This window comes from Variovorax sp. 54, from assembly GCF_002754375.1.
Classification (GTDB): Bacteria; Pseudomonadota; Gammaproteobacteria; order Burkholderiales; family Burkholderiaceae_C; genus Variovorax.
On record NZ_PEFF01000001.1, the window covers coordinates 3898018 to 3916408 of the forward strand.

Sequence of the window (18391 nt, forward strand, 5' to 3'; positions counted from 1 at the left end):
TGTGAGGAAGATCAGAAATCGACAAGGCTGAGACCGATGCTCAGCACGGTGCGCTTGCGGTTGTAGTCCACCAGCGTGTCGCCGTAGCCGTGGAACAGCTGCGTGTGGAAGCGCAGGTTGCTCTTGGTCGGGTCGCCGATGGCCTTCAGCCATTCGAGGCGCACCGAGCCGCGGCCGCTGTCGCGCAGGTTGTTGCGCACCGTGAGGCCCAGCTGGTTGTCGCGGTTGAGGTTCCAGCGGCCCGTGACTTCGGCGCGGCCGATGTAGTCGGCGATGTCGGGGTTGTCGTCCTTCGCGGCGCTTTCCGACATGCGCTTCCAGATGCGGCCGGTGATGGTGAAGCGATCGTCGAGCTCGGCGCCACCCATCAGGTACACGCGGTTCCAGCTGCGCGACAGCGGCAGGCTCTGGCCGTTCGACTGGTGCACGATGCCCACGCCCGCATAGCGCCAGCGCCAGCCGCCGGGCAGCTTGAAGTCGGTCGGGTAGACATACATCAGCTCGGGTTCGTGGTCGGTGGTGCGGAAGGGCCGCGAGATGGCGCCGTTGAACAGCTGCCAGGTCGACTGCTGCGAGTACGCGAACCACAGCGAGTCTTTCTTGACCGGGTCGTTCTGCGTGAGCATGCCCTGCGCGAGCTTGGTGCGCACCGACAGGCCGATGCGCATCTCGTTCGCCTGGTAGGCCACGGGCTCGGCCGTGTGGCTGGCCGACGGCGAGGTCGGTGGCTGGGGCTTGTCGGTGGCGGCCGAGGCCGACACCGTGAGCGGGCGGTAGCCGCGGAAGCCGAAGGTGCCGCAGTCGGTGGCGTTCTCGAGTTCCCAGAAGCGCGACAGCGTGGAGTACTGCCGGTCGCGGCAGCCTTCGGTGGTGGCGACCGACACCACGCGCGTGGCCGGAATCGTGCCGTCCACCGGCGGCTGCGTGCTCGCGAGCACGGGCGGCGCGACGGGCACCGACACCGAGGGCAGCGTCTGCTGCTGCGACCAGCGGTCGTAGCAGGCCAGCCGTGCCTCGTTGTTCGCGCCGAGCGCGGCGCACTGCTGCCAGGTGAGCTGCGCATCGGCCAGCGGACTGGCGGGCTTGTCGACGGCCTGTGCTTGCGCGGCAGATGCAGCGCCGAGGCACGCGGCCACGGCCGCGACGGTGCGCAGATTGAACAAAGAGGCGGGGTGTCGTCGTTTCGTCTTCATGGCTTTCCTTCCTGTGCGACGGTCTTGCGCAGCACGAACGGGTGCGTGCGCTCGGTCGCGGCATCGCGCCACGTGCCGCGGAACTCGCGGCCGCAGGCGCCGGGTTGCAGCGTGCCCGACCAGACGCCGCTGATGGCGCGGCCGTCCAGCGATTCGTCGATGGACAGCGCGCCCTCGTCGTCGACGTCGCCCGCGAGCTGCGCGACGGTCGTCTCGGTTGAAGCGTCGGCGCGGCGCGTGATGGTGCCGCGCACGCCGGCGTACTCGGGGTGCTTGCCCAGCTGCACGACGGCCGCGCCGGGCAGGTCGTCGAAGCGGGCTTCCCACTGGCCGTACAGCGCCTGCAGCGGCAGCTCGCGTGCATCGGCGGGGCAGTTGGGGTCGCGGGGTGCGGCGCAACCGGCCGCGAGTGCGGCGGCGAGCAGCGCGGCCGCGATCGTTGCCGTCCTCGACATCATCCTCATGGCGTGGCCGCGGCCTTGGCCGCGCTGTCCAGCGCCTTGCGTGCGAACTCGGCGCGCAGCGCCTTCAGTTTCTCGCGCGGGTCTTCCTTGGTCGTGGCCTTGTCCAGGCCCATCTCGGCGATGAAGCGGCTCGGCATGCAGGGCACCATCTCGCGGCCCTGCTTGCGCTTCTTGGTCCAGCTCACGGCCAGGCTGCGCTGGGCGCGGGTGATGCCCACGTACATCAGGCGGCGTTCTTCCTGCAGGCGCTGCGTGGTCTCGTCGCTCACCACTTTCTGGCGGCCGTTGTCGTCGTCGAGCTTGAAGGGCAGCAGGCCCTCGGTCACGCCGATGAGCATCACGTGCGGCCATTCGAGGCCCTTCGATGCATGCAGCGTCGAGAGCGTGACCACGTTCTGGTCTTGTTCGCGCTCGCTGATGGTCGACAGCAGCGAGATGGTCTGCGCCACCTCGAGCAGGCTCTTGTGCTCGTTCGGGTTCGTGTCGTCCGCGCCCGAGGCGTCGTCGAGCGAACCGCCGGCGCGTTGCGACATCCAGTCGACGAACTCCAGCACGTTGGTCCAGCGCGTGGCGGCCGCGGCCTCGCTGTCTTCGCCTTCGTAGAGATGGCGCTCGTAGTCGATCTCCTTGAGCCATTCGAGCATGAAGGCCCGCGAGGCTTCGGCGCCCATGGTGCGGCGCGCGCGGTACTCCAGGTCGTTGATGTAGCGACCGAACTCGTGCACGCCGTCAAGCGTGCGCTTGGGAATCACGCTCGGCAGCGACGGGCTGAACAGCGCCGCGAACAGGCTCAGCTTGTACTGGCTCGCGAAGCTGCCCAGGCTGGCCAGCGTGGTGTGGCCGATGCCGCGCTTGGGCGTGGTGATGGCGCGCAGGAACGCCGGGTCGTCGTCGTTGTTGACCCACAGGCGGAACCAGCCGCACAGGTCCTTGATTTCGGCGCGGTCGAAGAAGCTCTGGCCGCCCGACACCTTGTACGGAATCTGCGCCTTGCGCAGCGCCTGTTCGAAGATGCGCGCCTGGTGGTTGGCGCGGTACAGGATCGCGAAGTCGCGGAACTCCTTGTACTGCTTGCCCTGCGAAATGGTGTCGCCCGCGCGCAGGCTGATGATGCGCGCCACCGTGCGCTCGGCCTCGTGCAGTTCGGTGTCGGCATCGACGATGCGCACCGGCTCGCCTTCGCCCAGTTCCGAGAACAGCGTCTTCGGAAACAGCTTGGGGTTGGGGCCGATCACGTTGTTGGCCGCGCGAAGAATGGCGCTGGTGGAGCGGTAGTTCTGCTCCAGCTTGATGACCTTGAGCGTCGGGTAGTCGACCGGCAGCTTCTTCAGGTTGTCCAGCGTGGCGCCGCGCCAGCCGTAGATCGACTGGTCGTCGTCGCCCACCGCCGTGAACTGGCCGCGCTCGCCGGCGAGCGCCTTGAGCACTTCGTACTGCGTGGCGTTGGTGTCCTGGTATTCGTCGACGAGGATGTGGCCCAGCGCGGCCTGCCACTTGGCGCGCACCTCGGGGAACTCGTACAGCAGTTTCAGCGGCATGCCGATGAGGTCGTCGAAGTCCACGCTCTGGTAGGCCTGCAGCCGCTCTTCGTACTGGACCATGATCTCGGCCGTGATGCGCTCGTTGTCGTCCACCGCGGCGGCCGCGGCCTGCGCAGCGTTCAGGCCCATGTTCTTCCACTTGCTGATCGTCCACTGCCAGATGCGGGCGGTGGCGATGTCGACGGTGCCGCCGCAGTCTTTCAATATCTTGGTGACGTCGTCGCTGTCCAGGATGCTGAAGGCTTTCTTCAGGCCCAGCACGTGGCCGTCCTCCCGCATCATGCGCACGCCCAGCGCGTGGAAGGTGCACACCACCACCTTGCGCGCGTCGCGCCCGATCAGGTCCTTGGCGCGCTCGCGCATTTCGGCGGCCGCCTTGTTCGTGAAGGTGATGGCCGCAATGCGCTCGGGCTTCAGGCCCGACTGGATCAGCCGGCCGATCTTGTGCGTGATCACGCGCGTCTTGCCCGAGCCCGCGCCTGCGAGCACCAGACAGGGACCGTGCATGTAGTTGACCGCTTCTTGCTGGGCGAGATTGAGACCGTGGGACATGGGGGAGGGGGAACCGGGAAAGCGGGAACGCGAAAACGCAGGAGGGGGCCGCAGGGCGCGGCCGTCGCAAAGCGGGCAATGATACGGGCCCGGCTCCGGCCGGCTGTGTCAGCGGGCATCGCGCGACGAAGGAGGACGACAATGCCGGCGTGCTGCCTGTTTTCCTTGTTACTTTTCCTTTCTTCGCCCTGATCGCGGCCGGCTACGCCGCCGCCCGCACCCGCATCCTTCCGCTGGAGGCGATTCCGGGGCTCAACACCTTCGTGCTGTATTTCGCGCTGCCCTGCATGCTGCTGCGCTTCGGCGCGGGCACGCCCATCGCGCAGCTGCTGGACGGCAGCGTTGCACTGATTTGGGGCATCTGCGCGCTGGCCGTGGTGGCGGGCGTGGTGCTGTTCACGCGCAACGCGCGCATCGGCTGGAACGACGCGGCCTTCGGCGCGCTGGTGGCGGCCTTTCCGAACACCGGCTTCATGGGCGTGCCGCTGCTGGTGGCACTGCTGGGCGCGCAGGCGGCCGGGCCGATCATCATCACGATCGCGTTCGACCTGGTCGTGACCTCGTCGCTGTGCATCGCGCTGTCGCGCCTCGACGGCGCCGGCAGCGCGGGCCGCCATGGCGCGACGTTGGCCGCGCGCAAGGCGCTGCGCGGCATCCTCGTGAACCCGATGCCCTGGTCGATCCTGCTGGGCGTGCTGCTGTCGGCCGTGCGCTGGCAGCTGCCCGGGCCGGTCGAACGCACCATCGCCATGCTGGCCGACGCGGCCTCGCCCGTGGCGCTCTTCACCATCGGTGCGGTGCTCGCACGCTCGGCGCTGCTGGCGCGCGAGCACGGCGCCAGCGCCATGGTGGCGGCGGCAATGGGCACCGGCGCGGGGCCCGCGCCGAAGGCCCCGCTGGCCGATGTGCTGCCCGTGGTGCTGGTGAAGCTGGTGCTGCATCCGCTGGCGGTCTGGGCACTGGGGCGCGGCGCGATCGCGCTGGGGCTGCCATTGGCGCCCTCGGCGCTGGCGGTGATCGTGCTGGTCGCGGCGCTGCCCAGCGCGAGCAACGTGTCGATGCTGGCCGAGCGCTTCGGCGCCGACAACGGCCGCATCGCACGCATCATCCTGTGGACGACGGTGGCGGCGTTCTTCACCTTCCCGGTAGCGGTCGGCGCGTTGCGCTGACCTGGGGCGCTACTCGGTCAGCACGCCGAGCTTGTACGGGTCGGCGTCGGAGAGCCGCTCGCACTTCGAGAAGTCGCGGCCCTGCGTGCCGTCGCAGTAATACGTGTTGTAGATGCGGCCGAACAGCGTCGGACTGGCCGTGAAGAGCACGCCGTGGTCGGGCTGCCAGTTGTCCTTCGGCGTGGGCGCGGTGGCTTCGATCGGGCGTGCCGCCTCGGCGGTGGTGGCTGCGGCTGCGGCGGGCGAGGGCGGCGTGAAGTCGGCCAGTGTCTTGCGGGCCTCTTCGCCGCGCCAGCGCACCGCCAGCTCGGCCGCCGTGGGGCGGGCCGCCACCGGCACCAGGATGCCGTTGACCTGCAGGCCGCGTCCGAAGCGGTGCGTCTTGCCGGCCAGGAAGGCATACGCACAGGCCGCCATGCAGTGGCCGCGCACCTCGGTCTGCACGCCGCTCTCGCGGATCGCGTCGGCATACGCGCCGGCCGCTTCGGCGGTGCCGCCGAACGAGTCTTCGAAGACCACGGTGCGCACCGTGCCGCTGCCCAGGTGCTCGGTGAAGGCCTTGACCTTGCTGCCGTCGAGCGTGCCCGACACCACCAGCCGCCGACCCTGCAGTTCGAGTTCTGCCGCGCCCGCGGACCCTGCAACAGCAAGGCACGAGAGCGACACGGCGACAGCGACAACGACCCCAGCCAGAAGAGACGACGATTTCACGGCGACCTTTGCATCAAGCGAACGGGCACGAAACAACGCGGACCCTGCAATGGAACCGCACAGGCACAGCTTGTGCAAGGCCGGGGGTACCGTCAACTCTTTTTGCAGATTATTTCGGGGTAATCCCAGGGCATGTCTTAAGGCATAGCGTGCGTTATCTCTTCAGATGAATGCTTGCGTATGCACTTGCGCTGCTACAGTGGTTCCGAGTCCAAGGTGTGAATGGTGCAAGTGTGAGGTCCAAGTGGGGCGCGCGATGGCAATACTGGTTCGCATCCTGATGTGGTTGGCCTGGCTCGCTGCGGTGGGCTGGTTCTGGCATGCCGGCACGCTCGGCACCGCTGCCGCGCTCGCGCTGGCCGCGCTGAGCCTCGTGGTGTTCGCCTGGCCGAACAGCATTGCACGGCGCCGTCACAACGAGCTGCGCTACGTCGACATGGGCAAGGAGCCCACCGGCTACCACTGACGACTGACACGCCGCGCATAGGACTTTGGTCCAATGCGCAACGACGCGAGGCTTCCTAGGATGGCGGCGCCCACCGCCACCAGGAACTTCGCCGTGTCTTTTTTCCCCCTGCGTTTTCGTTTCGCCCGTCTTCTGCTGCTGTCCGTTCCGATGGCCGTGCTCGTTGCCTGCGGCGGCGGGGGAGACGCAGGCTCTGGCGTCAGCTTCCTGCCGAACAGCGGCACGGGCACCACGCCGCCGCCCACCACTCCACCCACGGCACCGCCCGATGCGCCCGACGACGGCGATGCCTTGCGCAACGCGCCCTGGGTCGAAGGCGTGTTCCGCACCGCGAGCCTCTACAAGGACCGCTGCGCGGCCCCGCGCACCGGCACGGGCTACGACGGCAAACCCTTCGCGGACAAGGCCGGCCGCACGCTCGACGAGAACAACTGGCTGCGCGCGTGGGTCAACGACACCTACCTCTGGTACGACGAGGTCCCGGACCTGGACCCCGCGCGCTACGCCACGGCCGACTATTTCGACGTGCTCAAAACCCACGCCGTGACGCCGTCGGGCAGGGACAAGGACCAGTTCCATTTCACCTACACCACCGAGGAGTGGAATGCGCTCTCGCGCGCCGGCTCGTCCGTCGGATACGGCGCGCAGTGGGCCTTCCTTTCCTTCTTCCCGCCGCGCGATGTGCGTGTGGCGTACGTGGAGCCCGGCTCTCCCGCGGCCACGACGGGCGCCGGCCTGCCGCGTGGCGCCCAGGTGCTCAAGGTCAACGGTGTCGATCTGGTGAACGACGACACACCGGAAGGCGTCGACGCCCTCAATGCCGCGATCTTTTCGCCCGTGCCGGGGACGCTCACGCGCTTCACCGTTCTCGATGTGGGCAGCCGCACCCCGCGCGACATCACGCTGCCGGCGATGCCGGTGATTTCGACCCCCGTCCAGAACGTCAAGACGCTCCCGAACGCGGGCCGCACGGTCGGCTACCTGCAATTCAACGACCACATCGGCACGGCGGAACTGCAACTGAAGGCCGCCATGGAGTGGCTGCGCACGCAGCGGGCCACCGAGCTGGTCGTCGACCTGCGCTACAACGGCGGCGGCTACCTGGACCTGGCCAGCCAACTGGCTTTCATGGTCGCTGGCGAGGCGCAGACGCGCGACAAGGCCTTCGAGACCACGCGGTTCAACAACAAGCACACCGAGCGCGATCCGGTGTCGGGCGAGCCGATCCTTCCCACGCCTTTCTGGTCCACCACCAGCGGCCTGTTTGCCCCGGCCGACCAGCCTCTGCCCAGCCTCGACCTGCGACGCGTCTACGTGCTCACGGGGCCCGACACCTGCTCGGCCAGCGAGGCGTTCATCAACGGCCTGCGCGGCATCGACATCGACGTGGTCCAGATCGGTGACATCACCTGCGGCAAGCCCTATGGCTTCTATCCCCAGGACAACTGCGGCACCACCTACTTCAGCGTGCAGTTCCAGGGCGTGAACGCCAAGGGCTTCGGCGACTACCCGGACGGCCTCGCACCCACCTGCTTCGTGCCCGACGATTTCAGCCATGCGCTCGGCGATTCGCAAGAGGCGCGCCTGGCCGCCGCGCTTGCGTATCAGGTCACGGGCGCCTGTCCCGCCGTACCAGCCGGTCGCCTCGCCAAGAGCGCCGTCACCGGCCCCGCCGCGCCCTTGCTGCGCAAACCCGAAGGCCTGCGCAACCGCATCCTGCGCCCGCGCTGAGGCAGGCGCCTGCCTCAGATGCTGTGCGGGTCCACGTCCACCAGCCAGCGGATCACGCCCTTGCCCTCGGGCGTTCGCCGCAACTCGTGCAGCAGCGGCTGCCAGGCGGCCAGCAGGCGCTGCAGGGCGGCGCGTGACGGGCTCTCGATGAGCATCTGCGCGCGCTCCACATTCGCCACGCGCTGGATCGCCAGCGGCACCGCCGGGTAGCGCGTGACCAGGTCGGCGCCAGGCAGCGCCTCGGCCTTGTCGGCCGCGAGGTTCAGGAAGCCTTGCGCGACGGATTGCTCGCGCGCGTCGGCGCGCAGCAGTGCCTGGAACGCGAAGGGCGGCATGGCGGCGGCCTGGCGTTCTTCCAGCTGCTGCTTGGCGAAGGCCTCGTAGTCGTGCCGGCGCAGCGCCGCGAACAGCGGATGCGGCGCGTGGTGCGTCTGGATCCACATCTCGGCCTTGGTGCCCTGCGCCGCGAGGTAGGCGGCGTCGCGGCCCGCGCGGCCGGCCGACTGCATCAGCAGGCTGAACAGGCGCTCGGGCGCGCGGAAGTCGCTGGAGAACAGCGCACCGTCGGGGTTCACCGCGGCCACCAGCGTGATGCGGCGGAAGTCGTGGCCCTTGGCGATCATCTGCGTGCCGACGAGCACGTCGACCTCGCCCGCGTGCACGGCCGCGAGCTGCGATTCGAGCGCGCCCTGTTTCTTGGTGCTGTCGGCGTCGATGCGCGCGATGCGCACCGCGCTGCCGTCCGCATGCTTCACGCCGGCGAACAGCTCGGCCAGATGTTCTTCGAGCCGCTCGGTGCCGCGGCCGACGGGCGCGATGTCGGGGTTGCCGCAGGCCGGGCAGGCGCGCGGCACGCGCTCGGTGAAGCCGCAGTGGTGGCAGCGCAGCGTGCGGTCGATCTTGTGGAACACGCGGTAGGCGCTGCAGTGCGGGCATTCGCTTTTCCAGCCGCAGTCGCCGCAGGCCAGCACCGGCGCATAGCCGCGCCGGTTCAGGAAGATCATGCTCTGCTCGCCGCGCGCGATGCGCTGGCCGATGGCGTCGAGCAGTGCGCCCGAAATCACCGTCTTCGGCGGCTGCAGGTTCATGTCGACCAGCCGCACGGCCGGCAGCGCGCCCGCGCCGATGCGTGACGGCATCGCCAGTCGCACGTAGCGCCCGCCCGGGTCGTCGCCCTCGGGCGGCCGGCTCTGGTGCCAGCTTTCGAGCGAGGGCGTGGCCGAGCCCAGGATCACCTTGGCTTTTTCGCGCTGGCCGCGCCACACGGCGAGGTCGCGTGCCGAGTAGCGCGCGCCTTCCTGCTGCTTGTAGCTGGGGTCGTGCTCTTCGTCGACCACGATGAGCTTCAGCCCCGGGATCGACGCGAACACCGCCATGCGCGTGCCCAGCACGATGCGCGCGGCGCCGCCGTGCGCCGCCAGCCAGCTCGCGAGGCGCTGTGGGTTCGTCATGCCGCTGTGCAGCGACACCACGGCCTCGTCGCCGAAGCGGGCCTTGAAGCGGGCTTCGAGCTGCGGCGTGAGGTTGATCTCGGGCACCATCACCAGCGCCTGCGCCTCGGGGTCGCGCGCCAGCAGGTCGGCCACGCAGCGCAGGTAGACCTCGGTCTTGCCGCTGCCGGTGCTGCCCACCAGCAGGAAAGTGCCGGTCTCGGCCTCGATGCGGGCCAGTGCGGCCGCCTGCTCTTCGCTCAGTGCGATCAGGTTCGCGGATTCGGCCGTTTCGGCCACCGGCCCGGCCGTGGTCTTGCGCTTGAGGCGGCGCGCCAGCTGCGTCGTGCTCAGGTCGCGCAGCTGCGGCGGCAGGGCGGCCAGCGCGATCTCGCCGATCGAGCGCTGGTAGTAGCGCCCGGCGAACGCCACCAGGTCGCGCCAGGCCTCGCCCAGCGGCGCCAGCGCATCGAGCGCGGCGCCCACGGGCTTGAGCGCCATGTCGGGCTCGGCACCTTCCAGCGAAGTCGGCTCGTTCCAGACCACGCCCAGCACCTCGCGTTTGCCCAGTGGCACCCGCACCAGCGTGCCCGGCACCAGCGGCTCGGCGCCGGCGTAGCTCAGCAGGTCACCGAGCGCGGCATGCGCGGGCGTCTGCACCGCGATGTCGAGTCGCCAGGGGCAGGAGACATTTGTGGCGGATGTGACCGTCGGCGCGCCGGCTTCGGGCGGCGATTCGGCGGAGGGGCTGGGCGTCCTTTTTGGCAAGGTTTGTTAATGCGTTTTGGAGCAAGACCGCTTAAGTTGTTGATTTCACAGCGCTTTGGCGGTCATCCAGAGTTTCTGTGGATAACTTTGTTGACAAGATGGCTGGATGGCCGCCGAAGCCTTGATTTTCAAGGCTTCCGCTGGAATGCCTGTAAAAAAAGCAAAAATCAAAACCTATATAAATCAACCACTTAGCGTCGCTATTGGTTTAGGAGCAGAACCAACGCCCCCTCAGACAATCTTGCGCAGTGCAACACGCGTTTTGTGCATAAGTCGGGCGTCCGGGGCCGTTTTAGGGCTTGACAAACGCCGGGCGACTGGCTTTCAGGGGGCGCTGAGTCTGCCAACCGGGCGGTCGGCAGATCACACTTGTCAACTCAGGCGCGCAGCGCGCGCGACTGGTCGTGCACCGCCTGAACCAGCGCCGACACGTGGTCGGGCGGCGTGAACTGGCTGATGCCGTGGCCCAGGTTGAAGATGTGCGTCGGGCCCGCGGTGGTGCGGTCGGTGTGGGGCTTGCCGAAGGCCTGCAGCACCTTGCCGACCTCGGCTTCGATGGCTGCGGGCGGGGCGAACAGCACGTTCGGATCGATGTTGCCCTGGATCGCCTTGGCCTTGTCCTCGGCACCTTCGGCCACGAGGCGGCGCGCGGCCGCGAGGTTCACGGTCCAGTCGACGCCGAGCACTTCGCAGTCGAGCGCGCGCATGGCGCCCAGCCACAGGCCGCCGCCCTTGGTGAAGACGAGGCGCGGCACCGGCTGGCCGTCGGGGCCGTGGCGCTTCAGGCCGGCGAGCACGCGTGCGGTGTAGGCCAGGCTGAATTCGTGGAACGCGCCGTCGGCGAGCACGCCGCCCCAGCTGTCGAAGATCATCACGGCCTGTGCGCCGGCGTCGATCTGTGCGTTGAGGTACGCGGCCACCGAATCGGCATTGACCGCGAGGATGCGGTGCATCAGGTCGGGGCGGCCGTACAGCATGCTTTTGACGAGGCGGTAGTCGCTCGAGCCCGCGCCTTCGACCATGTAGCAGGCCAGCGTCCAGGGGCTGCCCGAGAAGCCGATCAGCGGCACGCGGCCGTTGAGCGCCTTGCGGATCGAGCCCACGGCGTCGAACACATAGCGCAGCTTGTCCAGGTCGGGCACTTCGAGCGCGGCCACGGCCGCTTCGTCGCGCACCGGTCGCGCAAAGCGCGGGCCTTCGCCGGCCTCGAACGACAGGCCCAGGCCCATCGCGTCGGGCACCGTCAGGATGTCCGAGAACAGGATGGCCGCGTCGAGCGGGTAGCGCGCCAGCGGCTGCAGCGTGACCTCGGTGGCGTAGTCGGTGTTGGTGGCCAGCCCCATGAAGCTGCCGGCCTTGGCGCGCGTGGCAACGTATTCAGGGAGGTAGCGGCCGGCCTGGCGCATGAGCCAGACGGGCGTGTGATCGGTGGCCTGGCGCCAGCAGGCCCGCAGGAAGGTGTCGTTTTGCAAAGGGGCGAAAGGCATGGCCCGATTGTCGCAGGGCCCTTGCATTCGTCGTCAGTTGACCGACAGCGCACTTTGCGTTGCATCAACCCGCCGCGATGCGCCACGGCGCGCGCCAGCCGCGAGCATCCGTTCCCGACACAACTTCGGTCTGGAACGGACATGGCGCAGCAGGTTTTCGATGTGGTGGTGGTGGGCGCCGGCTCGGCCGGCTGCGTGCTGGCGCACCGGCTGGTGCGCGCCGGGCGCCGCGTGCTGCTGCTGGAGGCGGGCCCGCCCGACGACGACCGCTTCATCCACATGCCCGCCACCTTCGTGCGCGTGATCGGCACCGAGCGCACCTGGGCCTACGAGAGCGAGCCGCAGTCCGCCGCGGCCGGCCGCAGGATGTTCGTGCCGCAGGGCCGCACGCTGGGCGGCGGCAGCTCGGTCAACGCCATGGTCTACGTGCGCGGCACGCCGGCCGACTACGACGGCTGGGAGGCGCAGGGCTGCGAAGGCTGGGGCTGGCGCGACGTGCTGCCGTGGTTCCGCAAGGCCGAGGGCAACGCGCGCTTCGCCTGCGAGCTGCACGGCACCAACGGGCTGCTGAAGGTGAGCGACACGCGCTTTCGCCATCCGCTGAGCCTGGCCTTCCTGCGCGCCGCGCAGCAGAGCGGACTGGCCTACAACGACGACTTCAACGGCGCCGGCCAGGCCGGCGTCGGCTTCTACCAGACCACCACCTTCGAAGGTCGGCGCGCCAGCACCGCCGCCACCTACCTCGCGGCTGTGCGCGACGACCCGAAGCTCACGGTGGTGACGGGCGCGCACGTGCTGCGCGTGCGGATGCAGGAGGGCGCGGCGACCGGCGTGGTCTACCGCACGGGCCGCAGCGGCAGCGGTGAAGAGGTGGTCGCCACCGCGCGCGATGAAGTGATCCTCTCGGCCGGCGCGCTCGCTTCGCCCAAGTTGCTGCTGCTCTCGGGCATCGGCCCCGGCGCACAGCTGCAGGCGCTGGGCCTGCCGGTGGTGAAAGACCTGCCCGGCGTGGGCGAGAACTTCCAGGACCACCTGGAGGTGTCGGTCTACGGCCGCACGCGCGAGCCCGTGAGCCTGTTGGGCAACGACCGCGGCCTGGCGGCGCTGAAGCACGGCCTGCAATGGATGTGCTTCGGCTCCGGCCTGCTCACGTCGAACGTGGTCGAGAGCGGCGGTTTCGTCGACACCACCGGCGAGGGCCGGCCCGACCTGCAGTTCCATGTGCTGCCCGTGCTCGTGGGCGACGTCGACCGCGCGCCGCTGGCCGGCCACGGCCTGTCGATCAACCCCTGCTTTTTGCGCCCGAAGTCGCGCGGGCGCGTGGCGCTGCGCAGCGCCGACCCGATGGCGCCGATCCTGTTCGACGGCGGCTACCTGCAGGCGCAGGACGACGTCGACACGCTGGTGCGCGGCGTGAAACTGGCGCGCCGCATCCTGCGCGCGCCGGCGCTGCGCGAGGTGGTGTCCGAAGAGCTCGCGCCCGGCGCCGCCGACACGCTGCCCGACGACGTGCTCGAGGCCTACGTGCGCGAGCGCGCCAAGACCGTCTACCACCCGAGCGGCACCTGCCGCATGGGCAGCGACGGCATGGCCGTGGTCGATGCGCGCATGCGCGTGCATGGCGTGGCGAGGCTGCGCGTGTGCGATGCCTCGGTGATGCCCTCGCTGATCAGCGGCAACACCAACGCACCGACCGTGATGCTGGCCGAGCGCTGCGCGGACTTCGCGCTGTCGGGCGGGAAGGTGTGAACGAACCCGCCATGTCCGCTCATCCCGCCCAGGCACGCCCACTCTGCGTTGCAAATGCTCGCCATAGCTTGGGCTATGGCTGCGCTTTGCGCCTTGATTGGACGCGCCTGGACGGGCTGCTCGGCCACGCCGGATTCATTCACACCTTCCGAAGCTGCGCGCTCGGTCAATCGTCGATGCGCGGCTGGTCAATCGCAGAAGCGCGCCCGAACCTAGAGTCGTTCCCAACAAGGAGACAGAGCGAATGAGTGCTACAGAGTCCATGGCCGGCAAGGTCGCCTTCATCACCGGCGGCGGCACCGGCATCGGTGCGGCGGTGGCCGCGCAGTTCGTCGCGGCGGGCGGTCGCGTGGTGCTGATGGGGCGTCGCCTCGCGCAGCTCGAAGCGGTGGCTTCCAAGCTCGGCGGGCTCGCGGTGGCGGGCGATGCGGCGAACACCGCCGATGTGCAGCGCGCCCTGGCCGCTGCGCGCGAACGCTTCGGCGGCGTCGACGTGCTGGTTGCCAACGCGGGCGGCCACGGCGTGGGCGACGCGCTGTCGACCGACGACGCCTCGTGGGCGCTGTCCACGCGCCTGAACCTCGACACCGCTTTCGTCTGCGCGCGCGAGCTGCTGCCCGAGCTCATCGCGCGGCGCGGCAACATCGTCGTGCTCTCGTCGCTCGCGGGCCACTTCGCAGGGCCGGGCGTGGTCGGCTACGTGACCATGAAGCACGCGCTCATCGGCCTCGTGCGTTCGCTGGCGCGCGACTACGGCCGGCAGGGCGTGCGCGTGAACGCCGTGTGCCCCGGCTGGGTGCGCACCGAGATGGCCGATGAGCAGATGCAGGTGCTCGTCGACAAGCACCGCCTGCCGAACACCGACGCGGCCTACGACCTCGTCACGCGCGACGTGCCCATGGGCCGCGCCGCGAGTCCGGACGACGTGGCGAACGCCGTGCTGTTCCTCGCCTCGCCGCTGGCCGCCATGGTCAGCGGCAGTTCTCTGATGGTCGATGGCGGCGCGTCCGCGGTCGACCTGCCCACCATCGCCTTCGCGCACGACGTCTGAAGAAGGGAAGGATTTCATGAGCACCGACACCACGAAACCCGCCGACTGGAAGACCTACGACCAGTTCGCCCTCGGCATCGCGACCAACCGCCTGCCCGCCACCGATGCACTCGCCGGCCAGACGCTGAGGCTCGCGCTGCCCGATTTCAAGCTCACGCTGCAGCCGCGCGCACAGCACACGCTCGACTGGCACGAAGACGGCGCACGCGGCGGCCAAGGCACCGGCGACTGGTACGAAGCCATCGAGGTCGCGCCCGACACCTTCTTCCTCGACATCACGCAGTCCAGCCGCCCGACCGAGGCGCTGACCGTCGTCGTCAACACGCGCACGCGCCGCGTGCTCGCGATTCGCTGCCGCATCGTCGGCGCCGACGAGGCCGCCGGCCAGCCGCGCGTGCCGCAGGACTTCTGGCCCGGCACGCTCGAAGGCGGCACGGCAACGGGCAGCGCACCGCATGCCACGCGCGATCTCATCGGCCTGCGCACCTGGCAGACCTACAGCCCGAACCACACCTACGAGCACACCTACCTGAGCGCCGAGCGCTACGCCTGGCAATGCCTGGTGGGCGTGCAGCGCGGCCACGGCGACGTCGACCTCGCGAGCTACTGGAAGTTCGACGACGAACAGTACGTCTTCACCTTCCGCGAGTTTTTGATTCCGGTCGCGTCGGTGTTCTTCTTCGACTTTGCGAACGGCCGCTCGACCGGCAAGTTCCTCGGCGTCACCGGCGCCGGCGAGATCGCCAACAACCCCGCGGGCGCCTTCATGCGCAAGGCCTCGCAGACCTTCTATCCGCCCGAATTCGGGCCCGTCTGAGTTCACCGTTTTTCCAGGAGCTTTCGTCATGCGCACCCCCTACCAGATCGTGGCCGACCACTACGCCGCCTCCGACCGCCACGACCTCGCCGCGATGTTTGCCGACGTGGCCAACGACGTGCAGTGGACCGAGATGGCCGGCTTTCCCTGCGCCGGCACGCACGTCGGCCCCGCGCAGGTGGTCGAGAAGGTTTTTCAAGTGCTCGGCGCCGAGTGGGAGGGCTACCGCTTCGTGCTCGAGCGACTGGTCGATGGCGGCGACACCGTGGTCGGCATCGGCGACTACCACGCGCGCCACCGCACCACCGGCAAGCCGATGCAGGCCCGCGTCACGCACGTGTGGCAGGTGCAGGGCGGCCAGGTGCGGCGCTTCGAGCAGTTCACCGACACGCTGCTCGTCGCGCGCGCCATGCAGCCGTGACGCTTCCTTCTTTCGCATCCCTTCCCGGAGCCCGCCCATGAATCTGCGCGACCTGTCGATCGAACACCTCGGCCAGGTGGGCCTGCAAGCGCAGCGCCGCCGCGGCAACCACATCGACGGCCACGAGGTCGTGCCCCGCAATGGGCAGTACCTGCCGGTGGTCGATCCGGCCACCGAGATGACCGTGGCCGAGGCGCCCGACAGCGGCGCGGACGACGTGCACGCGGCCGTCGCCGGCGCGCGCCGCACCTTCGAGAGCGCCGCGTGGAAGTCGCTGCGACCGGCCGACCGCGAGCGCATGCTCTATGCGCTCTCGACGCTCATCGAATCGCACGCCGACGAACTCAGCGCGCTCGAAACCTTGCAAAGCGGCAAGCTGCGCGGCATCGCGCGCATGGTCGATGTGGGGGCGGGCGCGGAGTTCGTGCGCTACATGGCGGGCTGGGCCACCAAGCTCGAAGGCCAGACGCTCGACAACTCCATCGGCATTCCCGGCGCGCAGTGGGTCACGTACACGCGACGCGAGCCGGTGGGCGTGGTCGCGGCCATCGTGCCGTGGAACTTTCCGCTCGCCATCGCGCTGTGGAAGGTGGCGCCCGCGCTCGCGGCCGGCTGCACCGTGGTGCTCAAGCCCTCGGAAGAAACGCCGCTCACCGCGCTGCGGCTGGCCGAACTGGCGCTGGAGGCGGGCTTTCCGCCGGGCGCGCTCAACGTGGTGTGCGGGCGCGGCGCCACGGCGGGTGCGGCGCTCGCCGCGCACCCGGACATCCGCAAGATCAGCTTCACCGGATCGACGGCGGTGGGCCGGCACATCGGCCACGCGGCCGTCGACAGCATGGCGCGCTTCACGCTGGAGCTGGGCGGCAAGTCGCCGCTCATCGTGCTCGGCGATGCCGACCCGGTGGCGGCGGCGCAGGGCGCGGCCAACGGCATCTTCTTTCACCAGGGCCAGGTGTGCACAGCCGGCTCGCGCGTGTACGTGCAGCGCAACCTGTTCGACGAGGTGGTGCGCCGGCTCGCGCAGGCGGCCGAGGGCCTGCACATCGGCTCGGGCTTCGACCCGAAGGCGCAGTTCGGGCCGCTCGTGTCCAAGCGCCACCTGGCGCGCGTGATGGCGCACATCGACGGCGCCGTGGCCGAGGGCGCAACGCTGGTCACGGGCGGGCGCCTGGCCTTCGACGGCGGCTGCTTCGTGCAGCCCACCGTGTTCGTCGATGCGCAGCCGTCGATGCGCATCGCACGCGAAGAGGTGTTCGGGCCCGTCGCGACGGTCGTGCCCTTCGACGATGTCGATGAGGCGGTGCGCCTGGCCAATGACAGCGCCTACGGCCTGGCCGCCAGCGTCTGGTCGAACGATCTCTCGGCTGTGCACCGCATCGTGCCGCGCCTGCAGGCGGGCGTGGTCTGGGTCAACGCGCACAACGTGCTCGACAACGCGCTGCCGCTGGGCGGCGTGAAGCAGTCGGGCAGCGGGCGCGACCTGGGGCGCGCGGCGGTGGAGAGCTTCACCGAACTCAAGAGCGTGTGCATGGCGGTGTAGCGCGCGGTTCCGATCACAACAGGAGACATTCATCATGCAGAGCAACAAGAAGATCGCGCTGTCGGCCATCGTCGGCATCCTGGGCCTCGCCGGCTTCAGCGGTGCCTGGGCGCAGGCCAGCCCCGACTGCGGCCTCAACACCGGCAAGCCCGCCACGGGCGAGCCCATTCCTATCGGCGCCGTGGTCGGCAAGACCGGCCCCGACGACTTCAGTGCCTCGGGCCAGGCGGCGGCCGCGTACTTCAAGTGCGTCAACGCCAACGGTGGCATCCACGGCCGCCCGGTCGACTACCTTGTGCTCGACGACCAGTGGAACCCCGAGACGGCCGCGCAGGTCGCGTCCAAGCTCGTGAAGGACCGCAAGGTGGTCGCGCTCGTGGGCAGCACCAGCTTCGTGGAGTGCGGCGCCAACGCCAAGATGTACGCCGACGAGGGCGTGATGGTCATCGCCGGCACCGGCGTGCCGCGCGAGTGCTTCAACGCGCGCAACTACGTGCCGGTGAATGCGGGGCCGCGCGTGTCGGCCACCATCGCCGCGATGTACGCCGCGCAGAAGTACAAGGCGAAGAAGATGGTCTGCATCATTCCGAACATCCCGAGCCTGGGCAACTGGGCCTGCGAAGGGCCGAAGGAATGGGGCAGGAAGAACGGCGTGACGGTCGAGACCCTCACCATCGATCCGGGTTCGGCCGACGCCACCTCGACCATGCTGCAGGCCGCCGCGAAGAAGCCCGACACCATCATCATGAACGTGCCCAAGGGCATCCTCGTGCCGATGCTGGCCGCCGCCGAGCAGCAGAACCTGGGCAAGAAGATTCACTTCGTGTCGGCCGCGCCGGCCTACAACGTCGACGTGCCCAAGGCCATCGGGCCGTACTGGAAGGGCAACTTCGACGTCAACCTCGAGTTCAACCCGCTCGAATCGGCCGGGCCCGACAACAAGAACTGGCTGGCCGTGATGGACAAGCACGGCGCGAAGAGCGACCCGCGCGACACCTTCTCGCAGGCCGGCTACCTGGCCGCACGGCTCGTCACGCAGGCGATGCTGAAGATGGACCCGAAGAAGATCGACCGCGCCGGCGTGACCGACGCGCTGCGCAAGGTGAGCGACTTCCGCAGCGACATTCTTTGCAAGCCCTTCTACGTGGGCAGCGGCAACCGACACAACGCGAACAACAGCGGCCCCATGGCCAGTCCTGACGGCAACGGCTGGCGCTTTGCGCCCGGCGGCTGCCTCACGGCGGACGACCCGGAGCTGGTCGACATCCGCGCCGACGAGCAGAAGATGGGCCTCAGGTAAG

Annotated in this window: 14 protein-coding genes and 1 pseudogene; 9 read left to right on the plus strand and 6 right to left on the minus strand. The window is 69.2% G+C overall.

All coding sequences use genetic code 11. The features are described from left to right. Nucleotides 1–11: 11 nt before the first annotated feature. The 3 genes from CLU95_RS18020 to CLU95_RS18030 are packed head-to-tail and all read right to left on the minus strand — an operon-like array spanning nt 12 to nt 3750. Complete coding sequence (locus CLU95_RS18020) at nt 12–1193, minus strand: phospholipase A (RefSeq protein ID WP_099794870.1); 1182 nt, start codon at nt 1191–1193, stop codon at nt 12–14. Continuing rightward, entirely contained in the window at nt 1190–1657 is a 468-nt protein-coding gene (locus tag CLU95_RS18025; protein WP_257214658.1) for a hypothetical protein, read from the minus strand. The genes CLU95_RS18020 and CLU95_RS18025 overlap by 4 nt, the downstream gene beginning before the upstream one ends. Further along, a complete protein-coding gene (locus CLU95_RS18030) occupies nt 1654–3750 on the minus strand; it encodes an ATP-dependent helicase (protein WP_099794872.1) in 2097 nt (698 codons plus the stop codon). The genes CLU95_RS18025 and CLU95_RS18030 overlap by 4 nt, the downstream gene beginning before the upstream one ends. Nucleotides 3751–3899: 149 nt before the next feature. On the opposite strand from CLU95_RS18030, the gene CLU95_RS18035 reads away from it, so the two are divergent. Then, nucleotides 3900–4919, plus strand: coding sequence for an AEC family transporter (locus CLU95_RS18035; RefSeq protein WP_099794873.1), 1020 nt, complete (start codon nt 3900–3902; stop codon nt 4917–4919). A gap of 9 nt (nt 4920–4928) precedes the next feature. Here CLU95_RS18035 and CLU95_RS18040 read toward each other — a convergent pair whose 3' ends face one another. Further along, the gene (locus CLU95_RS18040) at nt 4929–5630 is read right to left on the minus strand and encodes a hypothetical protein (RefSeq protein WP_257214659.1); all 702 of its coding nucleotides are present in this window, start codon (nt 5628–5630) and stop codon (nt 4929–4931) included. A 256-nt stretch (nt 5631–5886) separates the two neighbouring features. Between CLU95_RS18040 and CLU95_RS18045 the strand changes: the two genes are divergently transcribed. Together CLU95_RS18045 and CLU95_RS18050 are read left to right on the plus strand one after the other, a co-directional pair. Beyond that, complete coding sequence (locus tag CLU95_RS18045; RefSeq protein WP_099794875.1) at nt 5887–6096, plus strand: hypothetical protein; 210 nt, start codon at nt 5887–5889, stop codon at nt 6094–6096. Between the two features lie 93 nt (nt 6097–6189). Further along, on the plus strand, nt 6190–7827 hold the full coding sequence (locus tag CLU95_RS18050; RefSeq protein ID WP_180288633.1) for a S41 family peptidase: 1638 nt from the start codon (nt 6190–6192) through the stop codon (nt 7825–7827). A gap of 14 nt (nt 7828–7841) precedes the next feature. On the opposite strand, the gene priA is transcribed toward CLU95_RS18050, so the two are convergent. Beyond that, nucleotides 7842–9917: a replication restart helicase PriA gene (gene priA / locus CLU95_RS18055; RefSeq protein WP_099794877.1), complete on the minus strand. Its 2076-nt coding sequence runs from the start codon at nt 9915–9917 to the stop codon at nt 7842–7844. Between the two features lie 485 nt (nt 9918–10402). Continuing rightward, nucleotides 10403–11512: a uroporphyrinogen decarboxylase gene (gene hemE, locus CLU95_RS18060; RefSeq protein ID WP_099794878.1), complete on the minus strand. Its 1110-nt coding sequence runs from the start codon at nt 11510–11512 to the stop codon at nt 10403–10405. 141 nt (nt 11513–11653) lie between these two features. Between hemE and CLU95_RS18065 the strand changes: the two are divergent. The 6 genes and pseudogenes from CLU95_RS18065 to CLU95_RS18090 form a co-directional block, all read left to right on the plus strand. Next, nucleotides 11654–13246: pseudogene (locus tag CLU95_RS18065) on the plus strand (GMC family oxidoreductase); the annotation flags it as partial. A gap of 259 nt (nt 13247–13505) precedes the next feature. Further along, nucleotides 13506–14312 carry an SDR family NAD(P)-dependent oxidoreductase gene (locus CLU95_RS18070; RefSeq protein WP_180288634.1) on the plus strand — a complete coding sequence of 269 codons (807 nt, stop codon included), beginning with the start codon at nt 13506–13508 and terminating at the stop codon, nt 14310–14312. A gap of 16 nt (nt 14313–14328) precedes the next feature. Then, nucleotides 14329–15129, plus strand: a complete 801-nt coding sequence (locus CLU95_RS18075; RefSeq protein WP_099794881.1) for a MoaF C-terminal domain-containing protein — start codon at nt 14329–14331, stop codon at nt 15127–15129. Between the two features lie 28 nt (nt 15130–15157). After that, on the plus strand, nt 15158–15550 hold the full coding sequence (locus CLU95_RS18080; protein WP_099794882.1) for a nuclear transport factor 2 family protein: 393 nt from the start codon (nt 15158–15160) through the stop codon (nt 15548–15550). Between the two features lie 37 nt (nt 15551–15587). Next, entirely contained in the window at nt 15588–17090 is a 1503-nt protein-coding gene (locus CLU95_RS18085; protein ID WP_099794883.1) for an aldehyde dehydrogenase family protein, read from the plus strand. A 34-nt stretch (nt 17091–17124) separates the two neighbouring features. Continuing rightward, nucleotides 17125–18390, plus strand: a complete 1266-nt coding sequence (locus CLU95_RS18090) for an ABC transporter substrate-binding protein (RefSeq protein WP_099794884.1) — start codon at nt 17125–17127, stop codon at nt 18388–18390. The last annotated feature ends 1 nt before the right edge of the window (nt 18391 follow it).

Bases quoted from the DNA above. Each gene is read 5' to 3' on its own strand.
- CLU95_RS18020 (WP_099794870.1), bottom strand. From the start codon at position 1,193: ATGAAGACGAAACGACGACACCCCGCCTCTTTGTTCAATCTGCGCACC.
- CLU95_RS18025 (WP_257214658.1), bottom strand. From the start codon at position 1,657: ATGAGGATGATGTCGAGGACGGCAACGATCGCGGCCGCGCTGCTCGCC.
- CLU95_RS18030 (WP_099794872.1), bottom strand. From the start codon at position 3,750: ATGTCCCACGGTCTCAATCTCGCCCAGCAAGAAGCGGTCAACTACATG.
- CLU95_RS18045 (WP_099794875.1), top strand. From the start codon at position 5,887: ATGGCAATACTGGTTCGCATCCTGATGTGGTTGGCCTGGCTCGCTGCG.
- hemE (WP_099794878.1), bottom strand. From the start codon at position 11,512: ATGCCTTTCGCCCCTTTGCAAAACGACACCTTCCTGCGGGCCTGCTGG.
- CLU95_RS18070 (WP_180288634.1), top strand. From the start codon at position 13,506: ATGAGTGCTACAGAGTCCATGGCCGGCAAGGTCGCCTTCATCACCGGC.
- CLU95_RS18075 (WP_099794881.1), top strand. From the start codon at position 14,329: ATGAGCACCGACACCACGAAACCCGCCGACTGGAAGACCTACGACCAG.
- CLU95_RS18080 (WP_099794882.1), top strand. From the start codon at position 15,158: ATGCGCACCCCCTACCAGATCGTGGCCGACCACTACGCCGCCTCCGAC.
- CLU95_RS18085 (WP_099794883.1), top strand. From the start codon at position 15,588: ATGAATCTGCGCGACCTGTCGATCGAACACCTCGGCCAGGTGGGCCTG.
- CLU95_RS18090 (WP_099794884.1), top strand. From the start codon at position 17,125: ATGCAGAGCAACAAGAAGATCGCGCTGTCGGCCATCGTCGGCATCCTG.